The organism is Acidisphaera sp. L21 (genome assembly GCF_009765685.1).
Classification (GTDB): domain Bacteria; phylum Pseudomonadota; class Alphaproteobacteria; order Acetobacterales; family Acetobacteraceae; genus LMUY01.
Genome location: NZ_LMUY01000015.1, coordinates 278,820 through 295,649, shown reverse-complemented (window position 1 = coordinate 295,649; position 16,830 = coordinate 278,820). Strand labels below are relative to the sequence as shown.

The window sequence follows — 16,830 nt, the reverse complement described above, 5'->3', positions numbered from 1 at the left end:
GCGACAGGCAGCGGGGATTGAGCTAGCGCTGACGAAGCTGAAGCTGTTGCCGGATTTGCGCAGCCCATCGACGGTGAAGAACGGAGTCGCCGGGTCGACGGCCAGGGTGCCGCTGTCGTAGCCTTTGCTGCGAACCACATCGATGACGAGCGCCGTCGGGTCCTCGTGCTCCTCCCAACAGCGGATGTCGGTGCCGAATTTGAGGTATTCCCGGGTCTTCGGCTCCTCGAAACTGGGGCTGAGATAGGCGACCTCGCCCTCCACCGGGATGACGGCGCCATGCAGCCGCTCCGTCAGGTTCAGCGCAACGCCGGTGAAGTAGCGCAGGTTGGTGGAGGTATCGAGGTAGAGCGCCGTCACGCCTTGCTCCCGCATCAGGCGCTGCGCCTTTTGAATGCGCTGCTGATACTCCTCGACAGGAATGGGCGTGACGCAGCCCGTCATGGGCTTCATCCGCTCCAGCTCCGCCGCGAAGGTCGAGCCACCGACACCGAGTACCATGTGCGCCAATCCCTGGGTTGCGACGGGGCGCGACGCTAGGCGACCAGCTCGCCATGCGCTAGGGGCAATGCAGATTGCCCGGCGTCGCCGGTCATGGCACGCTGATTGCTCCCCACGATGGTCATGTCACACCGGATGAGACTGGACGGCCCCTCGCATGCGTGACTCTTGGCGTGACCGGTCGGGCCGGGTGGCGGTGCATGCGCTCGTCGTGGCCGGGGCGGCGGTGATTTTCGTGCCGCTGGTGCTGACGCTCTATCTGAGCGTGTTCGACGAGCCGCTGATCGTGTTCCCGCCCCATGGCTACACGCTGCGCTGGTATGCGCGGATTTTGCCGGAATTTGCAGCACCGCTGGAGACGAGCCTGTGGACGGCGGGTGTGGCCGTCATCGTGAGCCTCGTGCTGGGCGTGCCGGCGGGCATCGGCCTGTCGCGCTACCGGTTTCGCGGGCGGGACGGGGTCGCCACGCTGCTGCTGGCGCCGCTGACCATTCCCGGCGTCGCCATCGGGCTGGGCATCTACGTGCTGGCGGTGATGATCGAGGAACGGACGGAGATGGCGCTGTCCGGATCGGTTCTGCTGATGGTGGCCGCCCATGTGGTGATCACCCTGCCCTGGGTCGTGCGGCTGTGCCTCGCCTCGCTGGCAAACCACGATCGCGCGGCGGAGGAGGCGGCGGCCAGCCTCGGCGCACGGCCGCTAACGGTCATCTGGCGGGTGACGCTGCCGGCGATGCGCGGCGGGATCGTGGCTGGGGCGCTGTTCGCCTTCATTTGGTCGTTCGAGAATTTGGAGATGACGCTGTTTCTCACCGCACCCGGCGTCACCACGCTGCCGATCGCCGTGCTGTCCTACCTGCAGTATCATATCGACCCGCTGGTCGCCGCGATGGCGGTGGCGCAAGTGGTGCTGGTGGGCGCGGTATTGCTGATCCTTGACCGGCAGGTGCCGGTGGCGCGGGCGCTCGCATGAGCCGGCTGCAACTGGATCGGCTGGGCAAGAGCTACGGCACATCCGTCGTGGTCGATTCCGTCAGCCTGGATATCGCGCAGGGGGAAATGGTGGTGCTGCTGGGCCCGTCCGGCTGCGGCAAGACCACGACGCTGCGGATGATCGCCGGGTTCGTGGCGGCCAGCAGCGGCGACATCCGGCTGGATGGCAGCAGCATCTTGAACCTGCCACCGTACAAGCGCGACTTGGGCCTGGTGTTCCAAAGCTACGCGTTGTTCCCGCATCTGTCGGTCGCACGCAACGTGGCATTCGGGCTGGAGATGCGGGGCGTGGCACGCGCGGCGCGGGAGGCTCGCGTAGCGGAGATGCTGCGCCTAGCCCGGCTGGAGGCACTGGCGGAACGGCTGCCGAAGCAGCTTTCCGGCGGCCAGCAGCAGCGCGTGGCGCTGGCCCGGGCGCTCGCGATCGAGCCGCGGGTGCTGCTGCTGGACGAGCCGTTGTCCAACCTGGACGCGGCCCTGCGTGGCGAAGTGGGCCGCGACATTCGCCTTCTGCAACGCGAGAGCGGCCTGACCACCATCATGGTGACGCATGACCAGGACGAGGCAATGGCGATGGCCGATCGCCTGGTGGTGATGAAGGACGGCCGCGTGCAGCAGACCGGCACGCAGGAAGATCTATACGAGCGGCCTGCGACGCCGTTCGTCGCCGGCTTCATCGGTCGCAGCAACATGCTGCCGGGCACGCTGACGAATGGCATGGTGGTCGCCGGCGACGCCACGCTGCGGCTGGCCGGGCAGTTCGCCGGCACTGGCGCCTGCACCCTGGCGCTGCGGCCGGAGCGTTTGTCGCTGGCCCCCGCCGGCACCGACGGACCCGGCACCGCGCCGGGCATCGTGGAACTGGCCAGCTATCTGGGCCCGGTGCGCGAATATCTGGTGCGCCTGGGCCAGGATGTGCGGGTGCTGGTGCGCGACACCACGGCCCGGCCGACCCCCCTGCTCGCCGCCGGGGAGGCGGTGACGATCCAATGGGACACCGGGGCGGAGCGTCTGTTCGACGCGGCCGATGCCCCCATGCCCTGTCTGCAAGACGACCCCACCGAAGCAAGGATCACCCATCATGTCTGACGCGTTCCGCCTGCCGCGCCGTGCCTTGCTGGGCGGCGCCGCCGCATTGCCGCTGCTCGGCCGCGGCGCATCGGCCGAGGAAACCATGGTCATCGCCACCTGGGGCGGCGACTATGCCAATCTGCTGAAGGCGAACGTGGAAGAGCCGTTGATGAAGCCGCAGCAGATCGCGGTGACGCAGGATATCAACGACGAAGACCCGCGCGTGGCGAAGATGTATGCATCCCGCCGGCTGCCACGCGGCGCAGATGACGTGATCAGCCTGCAGGCGGTGCGTGGGCACGAGGTGGGCGCCGCCGGGCTGGTGGAGGCGATCGACGTGGCCAACGTCCCGAACCTGGCGCATGTGCTGCCGAACCTGAAGTCGCCGTTCTACGCGCCACATATCTGGAGCCCCCAGGTCATCATCTACAACCCGGATAAGGTGAAGGAGCCGCCTAAGACGTTCACCGATTTGCTGGACCCCAAATATAAGGGTCGCGTGGGCGTGGGCGACATCAACTACTTCTACATCATGATGGCCGCCGCCCTGGCCGCCACCGGCGACGTCAACAAGGTGGATGCGCCGGAGACCAAGGCATTGGCGTTGAAACTGAACGCCAACGGGCTGCGGCTGTATCCGTCCACCGACTCCATCGGCGCAGGCATCAAGTCGGGCGAGATCGACGTCGGCATCATGTGGCTGGCGCGGGTCATCATGTGGCAGAACGCCGGCATCCCGGTGAAGGCGCAGTTCCAGACCGAGGGTTCGGTGCTGTACATTTCCGGCATGGTCGTGCCGAAAAACGCGCCCAACAAGCCGGCGGCGTGGAAATACCTGAACGCCATGTTGGAGCCATCGGCGCAGACGCGGTTTGCCGAGCGCATGGGCTATTTGCCGACAGTCGATAACTGCAAGCTGACGGGCAAGGTCGGCGAGCAGCTTGCCCTGCCCGACCCGGCGCCGAAGCTGGCACCGCCGAACTACGACATCACCGGCACGCTGCAGGGACCGCTGTCGGAGTGGTGGAAGAAGAACATGCAGGCCTAGCGGGATGGAAGCCGTCGCTGCCAAGCTGCCCGTCGCCTATGGCGAGCGCCAGGCTCGGGCGGCGACGGCGTTTCTGTCGCCGGCGCTGCTGGTCGTCAGCATCATGCTGGTGGCGCCGCTGCTGCTGGTGATCCGGTTCAGCCTCAACCGATATGACCCGCAGGAATTGATGATCGAGGCGTTTACCGGCGCCAACTACCTGCGGTTCGTGTCGGACCCGTTCTACGTGGCGGTGCTGCGCACCACGCTGGGTGTGGCGTTTGCGACCACGGTGATCTGCCTGCTGCTGGGGCTGCCGATGGCGTATCGGCTGGCGCGGATGACCAGCCGGTGGAAGACGTTCTGCATGTTGTGCATCGTCCTGCCGCTGTTCGTCAGCAGCGTGGTGCGCATGGTGGGATGGATGATCCTGTTCGCGCATGGCGGGGTGATCGACAATCTGGCGCGCTGGGTGACCGGGAATGGGTTGGAGCTGATGTTCACCCCGTTCGCAGTGGTGATGGGCATCGTGTCGGTCAATTTGCCCTACGTGGTGCTGACGGTGCAGAGCACGATCGAGACGATCGACCCGCGGGTGGAAGAGGCAGCGCAGAGCCTGGGCGCGGCCCCGGGTCGCAGCTTCTGGCGGGTGGTGTGGCCGTTGGCGCTGCCGGGCATCGCGATTGCGGGGATCCTCTGCTTCATCCTGGCGATGAATGCCTACGCGACGCCGTATTTGCTGGGCGGTCCGCGGTTCCAGATGATGGCGCCGCTGATCTATCAGGTGTTCACCAACAACAACGACTGGCCATTCGCCTCCGCCATGGCGATCATCCTGATGGCGACGACGCTGGTGCTGACGGCGGGCAGCAGTCTCCTGATCCCTCGCCGCTATCGCGGGTGAGCGTTCGCGTTCGGCAATGCGTGTTGCCAGCATCGGGCGCGGTGGCGGCGATGCGGGAGTTGGCGCGGTTCGGCGTCACGGAGTTCGTGCTGCTGGGTGACGAAACTTCGCCGCCTGCTTTGCCGATTTCAGTCCGAACGACGTATCGGCCCAAAATGCCAGCGGCGCAGGATGTGTTGGAGGATCGGTTTCTCCTATGCGAGCCGGGCACGATGCTGAACTTCAACCTTGCTCGCTTCTTGGCGGCAGCCGTTCCTGGCCGCAGCTGCGTCGCTTCTGGCACCGGGCTGAGCCTGCGTGTCCAAGCCGGCAGCCAGCCGCCACTCTCGATCGCGGTCGCTTCGTTGCCAACACAATCGCCGCGCCCGGCGCTGTTCCTGGACCGGGACGGCACCATCAACATCGACCACGGCTATATCGGCACGCGGGAGCGGTTCGAATGGGTCGATGGCGCGCTGGAGGCGATCCGCATGGCGACCGATGCCGGGTGGCACGTCTTCGTCGTCACCAACCAATCCGGCATTGCGCGCGGAATGTATGACGAGCCGGCGCTGGTGACACTGCACCGCTGGATGGTGGATGAAATCCGCGCCACCGGCGGCAATATCGACGACATCCGGGTCTGCCCGTTTCACGAACAGGCGAGCGTGCCGCAATACCGCCGGGCGAGCGACTGGCGCAAACCCGCCCCAGGCATGATCCTGGACCTGATCGCCCGATGGAGCCTGGACCCGGCGACCTGCGTACTGGTGGGCGATCAACCGACCGACATCGCCGCCGCCGACAGCGCCGGGATCGCCAGCGTCCTCTTCACCAGCGGCAACCTGGTCGACACCGTGGCGCCCCTGCTGGGCCGCGCCTAGTCTGGACGCCCCCACTGCGCCGCCGCACACTGGTTCCAAACGCTGGAAGCGACGCATGACCCTGGACGAGACCCACGACACCGCCCGGCGAAGCTGGGTTCCCGGTGCCGACGACAGCGATTTCACGCTGCAGAACCTTCCGCTCGGCATCGTCGGCCCGCGTGGCGCCCCGCCCCGCCCGGGCATCGCCATCGGCAACTCGGTGCTGGACCTGGTGGCCGCCGGGCTGCTGCCGCCAATGGCGACGCTGAACGAGTTTCTGGCACAGGGCCGGAGCGCCCGGCAGGATCTGCGCCAGGCCGCGTGGGCGTTGCTGGAGGCATCTTCACCCTCCCGCCCCGATCTGCTGCACGCGCTGGCGGATTGCACGGTGCATCTGCCCTGCGCGATCGGTGACTACACGGATTTCTATGCGGGCATTCACCACGCCACGAACGTCGGCCGGCTGATGCGGCCCGACAATCCGCTGGCGGCGAACTATAAGCACATGCCGATTGCCTATCACGGCCGGGCATCCTCGATCCGCGCCAGTGGTGCGCCAGTGCGCCGCCCCAACGGCCAGCGCAAACCCGGCAAGGCGACGGAGCCGAGCTTCGGCCCCTCCCGCAACCTGGATTATGAGTTGGAACTGGGCGTGTGGATCGGCCCCGGCAACACCGACGGGACGCCGATCGGCATCGAGAATGCGGCCGACCACATCGCCGGGTTCTGCCTGCTGAACGACTGGTCGGCCCGCGACATCCAGGGGTGGGAAGCACAGCCGCTTGGGCCGTTCCTGGCCAAGAGCTTCATCACCACCATCAGCCCCTGGATCATCACGCCGGAGGCGCTCGCCCCCTATCGCTGCGCCGCCATGATTCGGGCCCCCGGTGACCCGGCCCCGATGCCATACCTGCTCGCCGCATCCGACCAGGCGGCCGGCGGGCTGGACCTGGCGCTGGGCGCGACCCTGTCGACGGCCCAATCGCGTGAAGCCGGGGCGGCCCCGCACCGGCTGACCCAGAAAGGCACATCGCGGGACCTGTATTGGACGGTGGCGCAGATGGTGGCGCACCACACCAGTAATGGCTGCGATCTGCGCCCGGGGGATCTGTTCGGCTCGGGCACGATCTCCGGCACCGCGGTCGAGGCGCGGGGCAGCTTGCTGGAAATGACCGAGGGCGGGCGGCAACCGATCCGGTTGGGCAGCGGCGAGGAACGGCGGTTCCTGGAAGACGGGGACGAAGTGGCGCTGACCGCTCGGTTCGGCAGGGCCGGGTTCGGTCCGTGCGTCGGCCGGGTGGTCGGATGAAGCACGCCCCGAACGCCAACGAAATCCACGACGCCGAATTGAGCCGGACGGAGCGGCTGTGCCGCGCCATCGCCGAATGGACGGGCGCGCCGGTCGCGTTGATGCTGGCGATCATTGTGCAGTTGGTCTGGATCACGGTCGGGATTTGGACGCGGCTGGACCCGTTCCCCTTCGTGTTCCTACTCACCGTCTCCAACGTCATCCAACTGATCCTGATCTTCGTGATCGCCGTGGCGCAGCGCCAACAATCCCGCCACGACCAGATCCGCGCCGAAACCGATCACGAAGCGTTGTGCCGGCTGCTGCTGGCGCAGGAGGCGCAGGGGAAAATACTGGCAAGTCTGGCGGCACGGCAGGGTGTCGACGTCGCGGACGTCGCCGTCGCACATACTTGACGCCCTTCGGTCCCCCCGCGAGGGTTCGGCCAACGAAGTGAGGGAAACGGTCATGGCAAAAATCGGCTTTATCGGGCTGGGCAATATGGGCGCGCCGATGGCTGCGAATTTGCTGCGCGCCGGGCATAGTGTGCGCGGGTTCGACTTGTCGCCGGCCGCCAGCGCCGCGGCGACGGATCTTGGTCTGGATCTGGCGGCCTCCGCGACCGAGGCAGTAAGCGGGATGGACATCGTCATCACCATGCTGCCTGCCGGCAAGCACGTTGCCGCCTGTTATGCCGACATCCTGCCGGCGGCCAAGGCGGGCACGCTGTTCATCGACTGCTCCACCATCGATGTCGGGGCTGCCCAATCAGCGCACGCCGCCGCCGCCGCCGCTGGGATGGCCAGCGTGGATGCACCGGTGTCCGGTGGCGTTGGCGGCGCGCAGGCGGGCACGCTCACCTTCATGGCGGGCGGGGCGGAGGCGGCGTTCGCCCAAGCGGAGCCGATCCTGACCGCCATGGGCAAGAAGATCGTCCGCTGTGGCGAGGCTGGCGCCGGGCAGGCGGCAAAGGTTTGCAACAACATGATCCTGGGCATCTCCATGATCGCCGTGGCGGAGGCGTTCGTGCTCGGTGAGAAACTGGGGCTGACGCATCAGGCGCTATTCGACGTCGCCAGCACCGCGTCTGGCCAATGCTGGGCGCTGACCAGCTATTGCCCGGTGCCAGGCCCGGTGCCCGCGTCGCCCGCCAACCGGGATTACGTGCCCGGTTTCGCCGCGGCGCTGATGCTGAAAGACCTGAATTTGTCGCAGGACGCCGCGGCCGCATCCGGCGCGCAGACGCCGCTGGGCGCCCATGCCGCCGCGATCTACCGCAAGTTCGCCGAGCACGAGGCGGGTGCCGATTTCTCCGCCATCATCAAGGCCGTGCGGGACGGCACCGCCGAGTAGCGGTTGCGGGCCAGGCCCCGACCTGGCTTCATGGCGGCAAGAAGACCAGAGGAGCCGCCATGAAGCTGTATGATTCGGTTGGGCCGAACCCGCATGTCGTTCGCATGGTGCTCGCCGAGAAGGGCATCGAGGTGCCGAAGCAGCGCATCAATTTGCGCGACCGGGAGAACCGCCAAGGCGACTATCTCGCCATCAACCCGATGGGCGAGTTGCCCGCGCTGGAGTTGGATGACGGCACGGTGCTGACCCAGATTACCGCAATTGCCGAGTATATCGACGAGACCCACCCCTCCCCGCCGCTGATCGGCACCACCGCGGTGGAACGCGCGCAGACCAGGAAATGGGTGCGCTGGGTGGATTTGAACGTGCTGGAGCCGCTGACCGCCGGGTATCGCTACAGCGACGGGCTGGAATTCTTTCGCGACCGGGTGATCCTGATCCCGGAGGCGGCGGACGGCCTGAAATCCATCACACGGCATTGGCTGGGCTGGTTGGACGGACAAATGGCCGGCCAGCCATTCGTGGCTGGGGAGCGGTTCACCTTGGCCGATATCACCCTGTTCTGCTTCACCCGGTTCGGCAGCAAGGTCGGCCAGCCATTGGACCCGGCGTGGACCAATCTGGCCGCCTGGTACGCCCGCGTGGCGGAACGGCCCAGCGCCCGAGCCTAACCGGATGATCCCCGCGACCCGCCGGGTGATGAACCTGTCGCACTTCCTGCGCCAGGCTGCGCGGCGCCAGCCGAATGATGTGGCAATCGTGTGGGGCGAGGCGACATGGACCTGGCAGGATTTCGATCGCCGGGTCGACGCAATGGCAGCGGCGCTCGCCGCACGCGGCATCGGCAAGGGCGACCGCGTGCTGGTGCAGTCGACCAACTGCAATCAGTTGCTGGAGTCAATGTTCGTCTGCTTCCGCATCGGCGCGGTGTGGGTGCCGGCGAATTTCCGCCAGACCCCGGTGGAGGTCGCCTACCTCGCCCGGTCCAGCGGCGCAGTTGCGATGCTGTGCGGCGCGTTGTTTCCGGACCATGCGGTTGCCGCGCAGCAGGCAGCGCCCGATCTGCGGCTCGTGGTTTCCATCGGCGGCGCCGGGCCGCTGGAGGCGTATGACGATCTCGTTGCCCAGCATCTTGGCGCCGACTACCCGGCAGCGGATGTGGAGCATGACGATCCCTGCTGGTTCTTCTTCACCTCCGGCACGACGGGGCGGCCGAAGGCAGCGGTGCTGACGCATGGGCAGATGGGCTTCGTCGCCACCAATCATCTGTGCGATCTGATGCCGGGCACGACGCCCGACGATGCCTCGCTGGTGGTGGCGCCGTTGTCGCACGGGGCCGGCATTCATCAATTGGCGCAGGTGGCGCGCGGGGTGAAAACGGTCATGCCCGGCGGGCAGCGGCTGAACCCGGAGGACGCCTGGGCAATGGTGGAACGCTGGCACATCACCAACATGTTCACCGTCCCCACCATTCTGAAGCTGCTGACCGAACACGAGGCGGTGGATCGCTACGACCATTCCAGCCTGCGCCACGTGATCTACGCCGGGGCGCCGATGTATCGGGCGGACCAGAAGCACGCGCTGCGGAAGCTGGGCCCGGTGCTGGTGCAGTATTTTGGGCTGGGCGAAGTGACGGGGAACATCACGGTCTTGCCTCCGCATCTACACGATGCGGAGGATAGGCCAGGCCTACGCCTTGGCACCGCCGGGTATGAACGCACGGCGATGCAGATCCAGATCCAGGGTGATGACGGGCGCGAACTGCCCGCGGCCGAGACTGGCGAGATCTGCGTCTGCGGCCTGGCGGTGTTCGCCGGCTATCACGACAATGCCGAGGCGAATGCGAAGGCGTTCCGCAATGGCTGGTTCCGCACTGGCGATTTGGGCCACATGGATTCAGCAGGGTTCTTGTTCATCACCGGTCGCGCATCGGACATGTATATCTCCGGCGGGTCGAACGTGTATCCGCGTGAGGCGGAAGAGGCGATGCTGACTCACCCGGCCGTCGCCGAGATCGCCATCGTCGGCATGCCCGACCCGACATGGGGCGAAATCGGCATCGCCGCCGCGGTGTTGCGACCCGATGCCACGGTGGACGAAGCGGCGCTGCTGGCCTGGCTGGACGACAAGGTGGCGCGCTACAAGATTCCCAAGCGTATTTTCTTTTGGGAGGAACTGCCTAAGTCGGGCTACGGCAAGATCACCAAGAAAACGATCAAGGAGGAGTTGCTAGCGCGGGGCTGCCTGCCGCCTGCCGAATGATCGCCTGCGGCACGTCGTATTCGCACAGTGTTCGCCAATGCCGGTCCAGGTCGCCGGTGAACAACCCGCGCGTGAGCCCCGACACCAGCTTGGGCACGGCCGTCGTCATCGCATTGATGGAGGAGCCGGAGGGGCCGAAGCTCATGGTGGAGGCGATGTTGAACAGATGGATGTCGCTGATCCAGTCGGCGTTGCCAGGGCAGCGCGGTACGAAACTGTAATCCTGCGCCAGATAGGGGAAGCGGCCGAGGCGGTCGTCCCGTTCTTCTTCCGGCGGATCGTAGCGGTCGCACCAGCGGGCGATGTCGGCGGCGATGCGGGCGAGTTCCGGGCGCAGCGCGAAGTCCATTTCCACGCCCGTACCGCAAATCAGGAAATCCGCGGTGAACGTGCCGATCGGAGTGTCGATCTCGACACCATCGCCGGACGGTCTTGCGGCTGTCCACGCCGCGCCGGTGCGCAGGTGGAACGCCGGATGGCGGGCGCAACGGTCGTAGGTCGGCTGCGGAAAGCCCTCGCGCAGGCCGAGGATGCGGCTCATGAAGCGCCAGCGCCACTCGTCGTCGAGGTCGGACAAATGGCGCAGGAAGCCGGTGAAGGTCAGCCAGCGATAGGGCTGGATCACCTGCGGCTCGGCCCGGCGGCAGTAGAGCGAGACGTCGGCGGCACCCGCCTCCAACGCCATCGCCGCATTGTCGAAGGCGGAGGCGCCGGCCCCCAGCACCGCCACGCGCTTGCCGCGCAGGGCGGCGAAATCGATGGGGTCGGCGGTGTGGGCGCGCAAGTGCGTGGGCAAAGCGGCGACGAAGGGCGGCATCCACCAATGGCCCGCGCCCTCCTGCCCCGTCGCCAGCACGAGCTTGCGGGTGTGGCGCACAATGCCGTTCAGCGTGACGGCGAGCAGGCCGCCGGGGGCGGGCGCGATGTCGGTGACAGTGGTTTCGCTCTGCACGGGAACGCCGACGGTGTCGCGCACCCAGCCGAGATAGGCTGCCCAATCCTGCCGGGTAATCAGATCCAGCGCCGCCCAATGCGCGGCGCCGTATCGCGCCTCGTGCCAGCATTGATAGCCCAGGCTCGGCAGGTCCAAATCCGGCCCGGTGTAGTCCTTCGGCGAGCGCAGCGTGTGCATGCGGGCGTAGCTGAGCCACGGCCCCTCCTCGTCGCGCCGGGCACGGTCGACCACCAGGATATTCGGCACATGCGCACGCAGCAGCCCGATGGCGATGCCCAGGCCGGATTGCCCGGCGCCAACCACCAGCACATCCAGCGCCGGCTCGCCGTCGGGGCCGATATGCGGTTGCAGCCAGGGCATGCGCGGGTGGGCGATCCGCGCCAGATCATCCCGCACCCGGGCCGCCAGCGTATCCAGCTGGCTCATCCTTCGGCGACTTGCAGCAGCGGTGCGGTGGCGTGTGGATCGAAATGCGGGATCGCGTCGAGCAGGCTGCGCGTGTACCCGGACTGGGGGTTCTCGAACACGGCCGCGCTCGGCCCCGCCTCCACCACCTTGCCGTGTTGCAGCACCACCAGGTCGTCGCACAGCATGCGCACCACATTCAGGTCGTGGCTGACGAACAGCATGGCCAGATCGTCTTCCTTCCGCAGGCGGTCCAGCAATTGCAGGATCACCGCCTGGATCGACACGTCCAGCGCCGCGGTCGGCTCGTCCAGCACCAGCAGGCGCGGCCGGGGCGCAATGGCGCGGGCGATCCCGACGCGCGCCTTCTGCCCGCCAGAGAGTTGATGCGGATACCGCTCCAGCAGATCCATTGGCAGCCCGGCGCGGGAGGCGGCTTCGTGCACCCGCGTGGTCAACGCCGCCCCGTCGCGCATCTTTTCCAGCCGGCGCAGCGGATGGGCGATGCAGTCGAACGCCGTGAAGCGCGGGTTGAGGCTGTCATGCGGATCCTGGAACACGATCTGCACGTCGCGCCTGCGCGGGGAGCGGTGGAAGTCGTTGGCCGGGATGGCGGAGATCGACTCGCCCTGGAAGATGATGTCGCCGCCATCCAGATCGATCAGCCGGCAGATCAGGCGGGACAGCGTGCTCTTGCCCGAGCCGGATTCGCCGACCAGGCCCAAGCTGCCGCCAGGCGGCAGGCTGAACGACACGTCGTCCACCGCGCGCACGTCGCCGGTGAAGACTTTCAGCACATGGCGAAGGTCCAGCAGCGGGCCGGTGCCGGGCGGGCGTTGGATGACGCTGGCGGGGGCGACCGGTTCCCCCTGCGCCAGGTCGGCCAGGGTGGAACGCCGTGTTGGGGAGGCGGCGATGAGCCGTTGCGTGTACGGGTGTTTTGGCGCCTGGAACAGCGTGGCGGTTGGCCCCTGCTCCACCATCAGGCCACGCTCCATCACCGCGATTTCGCCGCAGTAGCGGGCGGCTAGGCCAAGGTCGTGGGTGATCAGGATCATCGCCATACCGCGCTGGGCGGTAATGCCGGCGAGCAGGTCCATCACAGCCTTTTGGGTCGTCACGTCCAGCCCGGTGGTGGGCTCGTCGGCGATGAGGAGCGCGGGTTCGCAGGCCATTGCCATGGCGATCATGACCCGCTGACACATGCCGCCGGACAGTTCGGCCGGGTAGGCATGCAGGCGCTGCTCCGGATTGCGGATCAATACGGCGCGCAGCAACTCCAGCGCCTGCGCCCGGGCGGCGGAGAGCGTGATCGGCTTGTGGGCGCGCAGCACGTCGACGATCTGCTGCTCCACCGTGCGGATCGGGTTGAGCGCCGAGCGCGGGTTCTGGAAGATCATCGACATCGCGGCGCCGCGCAGGCTGCGCAGGTCGCCATGCTTCGCCCGGGTGATGTCGCGGCCCTGGAAGACGATGCGGCCGGACGCGATCCGGCCAGCGCGGTCCAGCAGGCGCATGACCGCGAGCGAGGTGACGGATTTGCCGGAGCCGCTTTCGCCGACGATGCCGAGCGTTTCCCCGGCCTTCAGGGCGAAACCGATGCCATGCAGGGCGGCGACCATGCCGTGCCGGGTGGAGAAGCTGACGCGGAGGTCCTCGACCCGCAGAAGGTCGGTCACGTGCGCATCCTCGGGTCCAGGATGTCGCGCAGGCCGTCGCCCAGCAGGTTGAAGAACAGCACCGTCAGCATCAGCGCCAGGCCGGGGAACGCCACCAGCCACCACTTGCCGGTGGTGATGAAGCGGGCGCCCTCGGCCACCATGATGCCCCATTCCGGCGTTGGCGCCTGGACGCCCAGGCCGATGAAGCTGAGCCCGGCGGCGTTCAGGATGGCCCAGCCGAGATTGAGCGAGATTTGCACCGCCATCGCCGGCAGCACGTTCGGCAGCAGGAAGCGCAGCACGACGGAGAGGTGGCTGTCGCCGCAGGCGCGCGCGGCCTCCACCCAGCCGGCGTTGCGGCGCACGTTCACCTCGGCGCGGGCGAAGCGGATGTAGAATGGCAGATTGATCACCGCGGTGGCGATGATGATGTTCTCCATCCGGTTGCCCAAAGCGGCCACCAGCGCCATGGCCAGGACGAAGAGGGGAAACGCCATCAGCACGTCCACGAAGCGCCCGACCCACCGGTCCAGCCGGCCGCCGCGATAGCCACAGAAGCCGCCCACGACGGCGCCGACCACGAAGGAGAGGCCGACTGCGGTGACGGCGATGAACAGGTCCAGACGCGCCGCGGCGACGATGCGGCTGAAGATGTCGCGGCCCAATTGGTCAGTCCCGGCCCAGTGCGCTGCATCTGGCGGGGCTAAGGCGTGGGCTACGTCGGAGGCGATCGGGTCGTAAGGCGTCAGGAACGGCGCAAAGATCGCGATCAACACCAGCAGCGCCGTGCCGAGCGAGGCGATGGCGGTGACCGGGTTGCCGCGCAGGATGAACAGCACGTGCCTGGCGGTGCTGGTGCGCTGGATCGCGGCGGCGCTCATTCGATCGACACCCGCGGGTCGGCAATCCCGTACAGCACGTCGATCAGCACGTTCACCAGCACGAAGATCGTCGCCATCAGCAGCACAAAGGCCTGCACGGGCGCGTAGTCGGACGCCAGTAGCGCGTCCAGCGCGTAGGACGCGACGCCGGGCCAGGAGAACACTTTTTCCACCAGCACGTTGGCGCCCAGCATGGTGGAGAAGACGATCCCAGTGATCGTCAGCACTGGCAGCAGCGCGTTGCGCAGGGCGTAGGTGATGACGACCCGGCGGCGCGATAGACCGACCGACTGCGCCGTGCGGATGAAATCGCTGCCGAGCACCGCCAGCATCGAGGCCCGTGTCATCCGCGCCAGCGGCGCCAGCACGAACAGCGCCATGCTGATCGCCGGCAGCAGCAATTGGGTGAACGCCGCCCACCAGCCGGACCAGTCCCCGGTCATGGCGAAATCCACCAGGTAGAAGCCGGTGATGTCAGGCGGGGTGGACGCAAAAATATCCAGCCGCGCCGTCGGGTCGGGCGCCCAGCCGAGCAGATAGTAGAACACGTAGATCAGCAGCAGCCCCGACACGAAGGTGGGCACGCAGACGCCCAACGTGCACAGCATCCGCACGGCGTGGTCCACTGGCGAGCCCGGCCGCAACGCCGCCGCCACGCCCAATGGCACCGACAGCAACAGCGCGATCACCAGGGCGGTGAAGGTCAGCTCCAACGAGGCTGGTAGCCGCCGCTCCATATCCTGCGTCACTGGTTGCCCGGTGGTGAGTGAGTGGCCGAGATTGCCGGTGGCGACATCGGCCAAATAGCGGGCGAGTTGGATCGGGATGGGCCGATCCAGGCCCATCTGGTGGCGGATCTGCTCGATCTCCTCCTTCCCGGCGCTAGGGCCGGAGGCGAAGAACACCGCCGGGTCACCCGGCAGCACGCGCATCAGCACGAAGGTCACCACCACCACGCCCAACAGCGCCGGGATGGAGGATAGCAACCGACGCCCCACCCGGCGGGCGATGCCGGATAGGACGCTCATGCTGGGCTCCGCGACGCGGTCAGCCTAGACCCGCTTCAGGTCGCGGAAATCGGCCTGGCGGTAGAATTGGTAGGTGTAGCCGTCGATCGACTTGGCCATGACGGCGTCCTGATTGGGCTGCCACAACAGGACCAGCGGCACCTGCTCGGCGAAGATTTCGATCATCTTCTTGCACTCGGTCTCGTATTTGGCCGCATCGGTTTGGAAACGGGCGTCCGCCGACAGATCCTCGATGTCGGTGTTCTTCCACGAGGCGAAGTTCCAGCGCTGGTCGCGGGTAAAATACAGGTAGAAATAGTAGTAGGTCGCCGGCAGCCAGGCGGTGGCGCCGTCGGTGTAGAAGGGCAGCTTCTTGTCCGACTCCATAGTGTTGAACTCGGCATCCGGCTTCTTCTGGATGTCCACCTGGATGCCGACCTTGCCCAGCGCTTCCTTCACCAACGCCGCCATCGGTTCGGCCGTGGCGGCCTGTCCGGCGCTGATGGCGAAGGTCGTATTGAAGCCATTCGGCATCCCAGCCTCGGCCAGCAGCGCCTTGGCTTTGGCGACGTCGGTCTTGAACGGCATCGCCTGGGGGAAGCCGCTGCTGGTGGGCGTGCCCTTCCAGGACCCGTCATACAGCTTGGCGCCGCGGCCGAAGATCGCGGCCTTGAACATGTCGTCGTACGGCAGCGCGGCGGCGACGGCTTGGCGCACCTTCACATTGTCGAACGGCTTCATCGTCGTGTTCATGGTGATGTGGGTGAAGCCGTTATTCTGCGGGATCGAGGCGACCTTGGCCTTGGACGATTGCTCCATCGTCGGCATGTCGCTGGCGGCCAAGTCGATCGACAAATCGGCGTCGCCACGCTCGATCAGGTTGGCGCGGGTCGCCGGCTCCGGCACGGTCTGCAGGATGATGCGCTTGAAGTCCGGCAGCTTGCCATCGGCGCTGCCAACCCATTTCTCGTTGCGGCGCAGGATAACGCTCTCGCCGGCCTTGTAGCTCTCGATGATGTAGGCGCCGCTGGCGGCGGTGTTGGTCTTCAACCATTCCTGCGCCCACGGGTCGTCCGCGGTGGCGTGCTGCTTGGCCAGCTTGCTGTTGATCATGATGGCGTAGCAGACGCAGAGGTTGGACAGGCCCAGCCGGTCCGGCTTCGGCAGCGTCATTTCCAGCGTCTGCGGGTCGACGATGCGGAACTGGTCCGCACTGGTGATCGACCCGGTGGACATCTGCGGCGGGGCCAGCGACTTGGCCAGCACCATGCGGTCCAGCGACCACTTGATGTCCTCGGCAGTTACGGGGGTACCGTCGTGCCAGGTGGCATCGGGGCGCAAATGGATAGTGACCTTCAGGCCATCCGGGCTCATCGTGTAGCCCTTGGCGAGTTCGCCGCGGATCACCGTGGGGTCGAACGTCCAATATTCGCCGAACTTCTTGCGGCCGAAACTGAACAGCCGGTCATACACGTTCATGCTGAGCCCGAACGATTCGCGGGTGGCGCCCGGCATCGTCGTGTCCAGCGTGTTGATCGTGTTGCCGGTGACATACCGCAACGTTTCCGCCCGCGACTGGCCGAAGGCGAGTTGCGGCCAGGATGCCAACCACGTGGCACCGGCCGCGCCCTGCAGGACCGACCTACGATTGATCTTCATAACTTCACCACCCGGGGC

At 66.9% G+C, this 16,830-nt stretch carries 16 protein-coding genes; 10 read left to right on the top strand and 6 right to left on the bottom strand.

The genetic code is table 11. The features are described 5' to 3' along the window. Nucleotides 1-501: aminopeptidase P family N-terminal domain-containing protein (locus GSQ76_RS31615; protein WP_254070230.1), on the bottom strand; the 501-nt coding region annotated here is incomplete at its 3' end. Nucleotides 502-658: 157 nt separating this feature from the next. On the opposite strand from GSQ76_RS31615, the gene GSQ76_RS04465 reads away from it, so the two are divergent. The 10 genes from GSQ76_RS04465 to GSQ76_RS04420 are packed head-to-tail and all read left to right on the top strand — an operon-like array spanning nt 659 to nt 10,244. Further along, complete coding sequence (locus GSQ76_RS04465; protein ID WP_158742692.1) at nt 659-1,474, top strand: ABC transporter permease; 816 nt, start codon at nt 659-661, stop codon at nt 1,472-1,474. Continuing rightward, nucleotides 1,471-2,583, top strand: coding sequence for an ABC transporter ATP-binding protein (locus tag GSQ76_RS04460; protein WP_158742691.1), 1,113 nt, complete (start codon nt 1,471-1,473; stop codon nt 2,581-2,583). Before GSQ76_RS04465 ends, GSQ76_RS04460 begins: the two co-directional genes overlap by 4 nt. Beyond that, on the top strand, nt 2,576-3,613 hold the full coding sequence (locus tag GSQ76_RS04455; RefSeq protein ID WP_158742690.1) for a PotD/PotF family extracellular solute-binding protein: 1,038 nt from the start codon (nt 2,576-2,578) through the stop codon (nt 3,611-3,613). The genes GSQ76_RS04460 and GSQ76_RS04455 overlap by 8 nt, the downstream gene beginning before the upstream one ends. Nucleotides 3,614-3,617: 4 nt before the next feature. Beyond that, nucleotides 3,618-4,496 carry an ABC transporter permease gene (locus GSQ76_RS04450; RefSeq protein ID WP_158742689.1) on the top strand — a complete coding sequence of 293 codons (879 nt, stop codon included), beginning with the start codon at nt 3,618-3,620 and terminating at the stop codon, nt 4,494-4,496. Between the two features lie 23 nt (nt 4,497-4,519). Next, nucleotides 4,520-5,359, top strand: coding sequence for an HAD-IIIA family hydrolase (locus GSQ76_RS04445; RefSeq protein ID WP_216850891.1), 840 nt, complete (start codon nt 4,520-4,522; stop codon nt 5,357-5,359). Nucleotides 5,360-5,414: 55 nt separating this feature from the next. Beyond that, a complete protein-coding gene (gene fahA, locus GSQ76_RS04440) occupies nt 5,415-6,650 on the top strand; it encodes a fumarylacetoacetase (RefSeq protein ID WP_158742688.1) in 1,236 nt (411 codons plus the stop codon). Continuing rightward, nucleotides 6,647-7,045 carry a DUF1003 domain-containing protein gene (locus tag GSQ76_RS04435; RefSeq protein ID WP_158742687.1) on the top strand — a complete coding sequence of 133 codons (399 nt, stop codon included), beginning with the start codon at nt 6,647-6,649 and terminating at the stop codon, nt 7,043-7,045. Before fahA ends, GSQ76_RS04435 begins: the two co-directional genes overlap by 4 nt. A gap of 52 nt (nt 7,046-7,097) precedes the next feature. Further along, nucleotides 7,098-7,982 carry a 3-hydroxyisobutyrate dehydrogenase gene (gene mmsB, locus GSQ76_RS04430; protein ID WP_158742686.1) on the top strand — a complete coding sequence of 295 codons (885 nt, stop codon included), beginning with the start codon at nt 7,098-7,100 and terminating at the stop codon, nt 7,980-7,982. Nucleotides 7,983-8,041: 59 nt separating this feature from the next. Next, complete coding sequence (locus GSQ76_RS04425) at nt 8,042-8,653, top strand: glutathione S-transferase family protein (protein ID WP_158742685.1); 612 nt, start codon at nt 8,042-8,044, stop codon at nt 8,651-8,653. A gap of 4 nt (nt 8,654-8,657) precedes the next feature. Further along, entirely contained in the window at nt 8,658-10,244 is a 1,587-nt protein-coding gene (locus GSQ76_RS04420) for an acyl-CoA synthetase (protein ID WP_158742684.1), read from the top strand. Here GSQ76_RS04420 and GSQ76_RS04415 read toward each other — a convergent pair. Genes GSQ76_RS04415 through GSQ76_RS04395 form a run of 5 tightly spaced genes read right to left on the bottom strand, consistent with a single transcriptional unit; the run spans nt 10,198 to nt 16,812 of the window. Then, a complete protein-coding gene (locus GSQ76_RS04415) occupies nt 10,198-11,625 on the bottom strand; it encodes an NAD(P)-binding domain-containing protein (protein WP_158742683.1) in 1,428 nt (475 codons plus the stop codon). The two genes, GSQ76_RS04420 and GSQ76_RS04415, sit on opposite strands and share 47 nt — an antisense overlap. Further along, nucleotides 11,622-13,283, bottom strand: a complete 1,662-nt coding sequence (locus tag GSQ76_RS04410) for an ABC transporter ATP-binding protein (protein WP_254070229.1) — start codon at nt 13,281-13,283, stop codon at nt 11,622-11,624. Before GSQ76_RS04410 ends, GSQ76_RS04415 begins: the two co-directional genes overlap by 4 nt. Then, a complete protein-coding gene (locus GSQ76_RS04405) occupies nt 13,280-14,146 on the bottom strand; it encodes an ABC transporter permease (protein ID WP_158742682.1) in 867 nt (288 codons plus the stop codon). The genes GSQ76_RS04410 and GSQ76_RS04405 overlap by 4 nt, the downstream gene beginning before the upstream one ends. Beyond that, on the bottom strand, nt 14,143-15,174 hold the full coding sequence (locus GSQ76_RS04400; protein WP_158742681.1) for an ABC transporter permease: 1,032 nt from the start codon (nt 15,172-15,174) through the stop codon (nt 14,143-14,145). Before GSQ76_RS04400 ends, GSQ76_RS04405 begins: the two co-directional genes overlap by 4 nt. A gap of 24 nt (nt 15,175-15,198) precedes the next feature. After that, complete coding sequence (locus tag GSQ76_RS04395) at nt 15,199-16,812, bottom strand: ABC transporter substrate-binding protein (RefSeq protein WP_158742680.1); 1,614 nt, start codon at nt 16,810-16,812, stop codon at nt 15,199-15,201. Nucleotides 16,813-16,830: the final 18 nt, after the last annotated feature.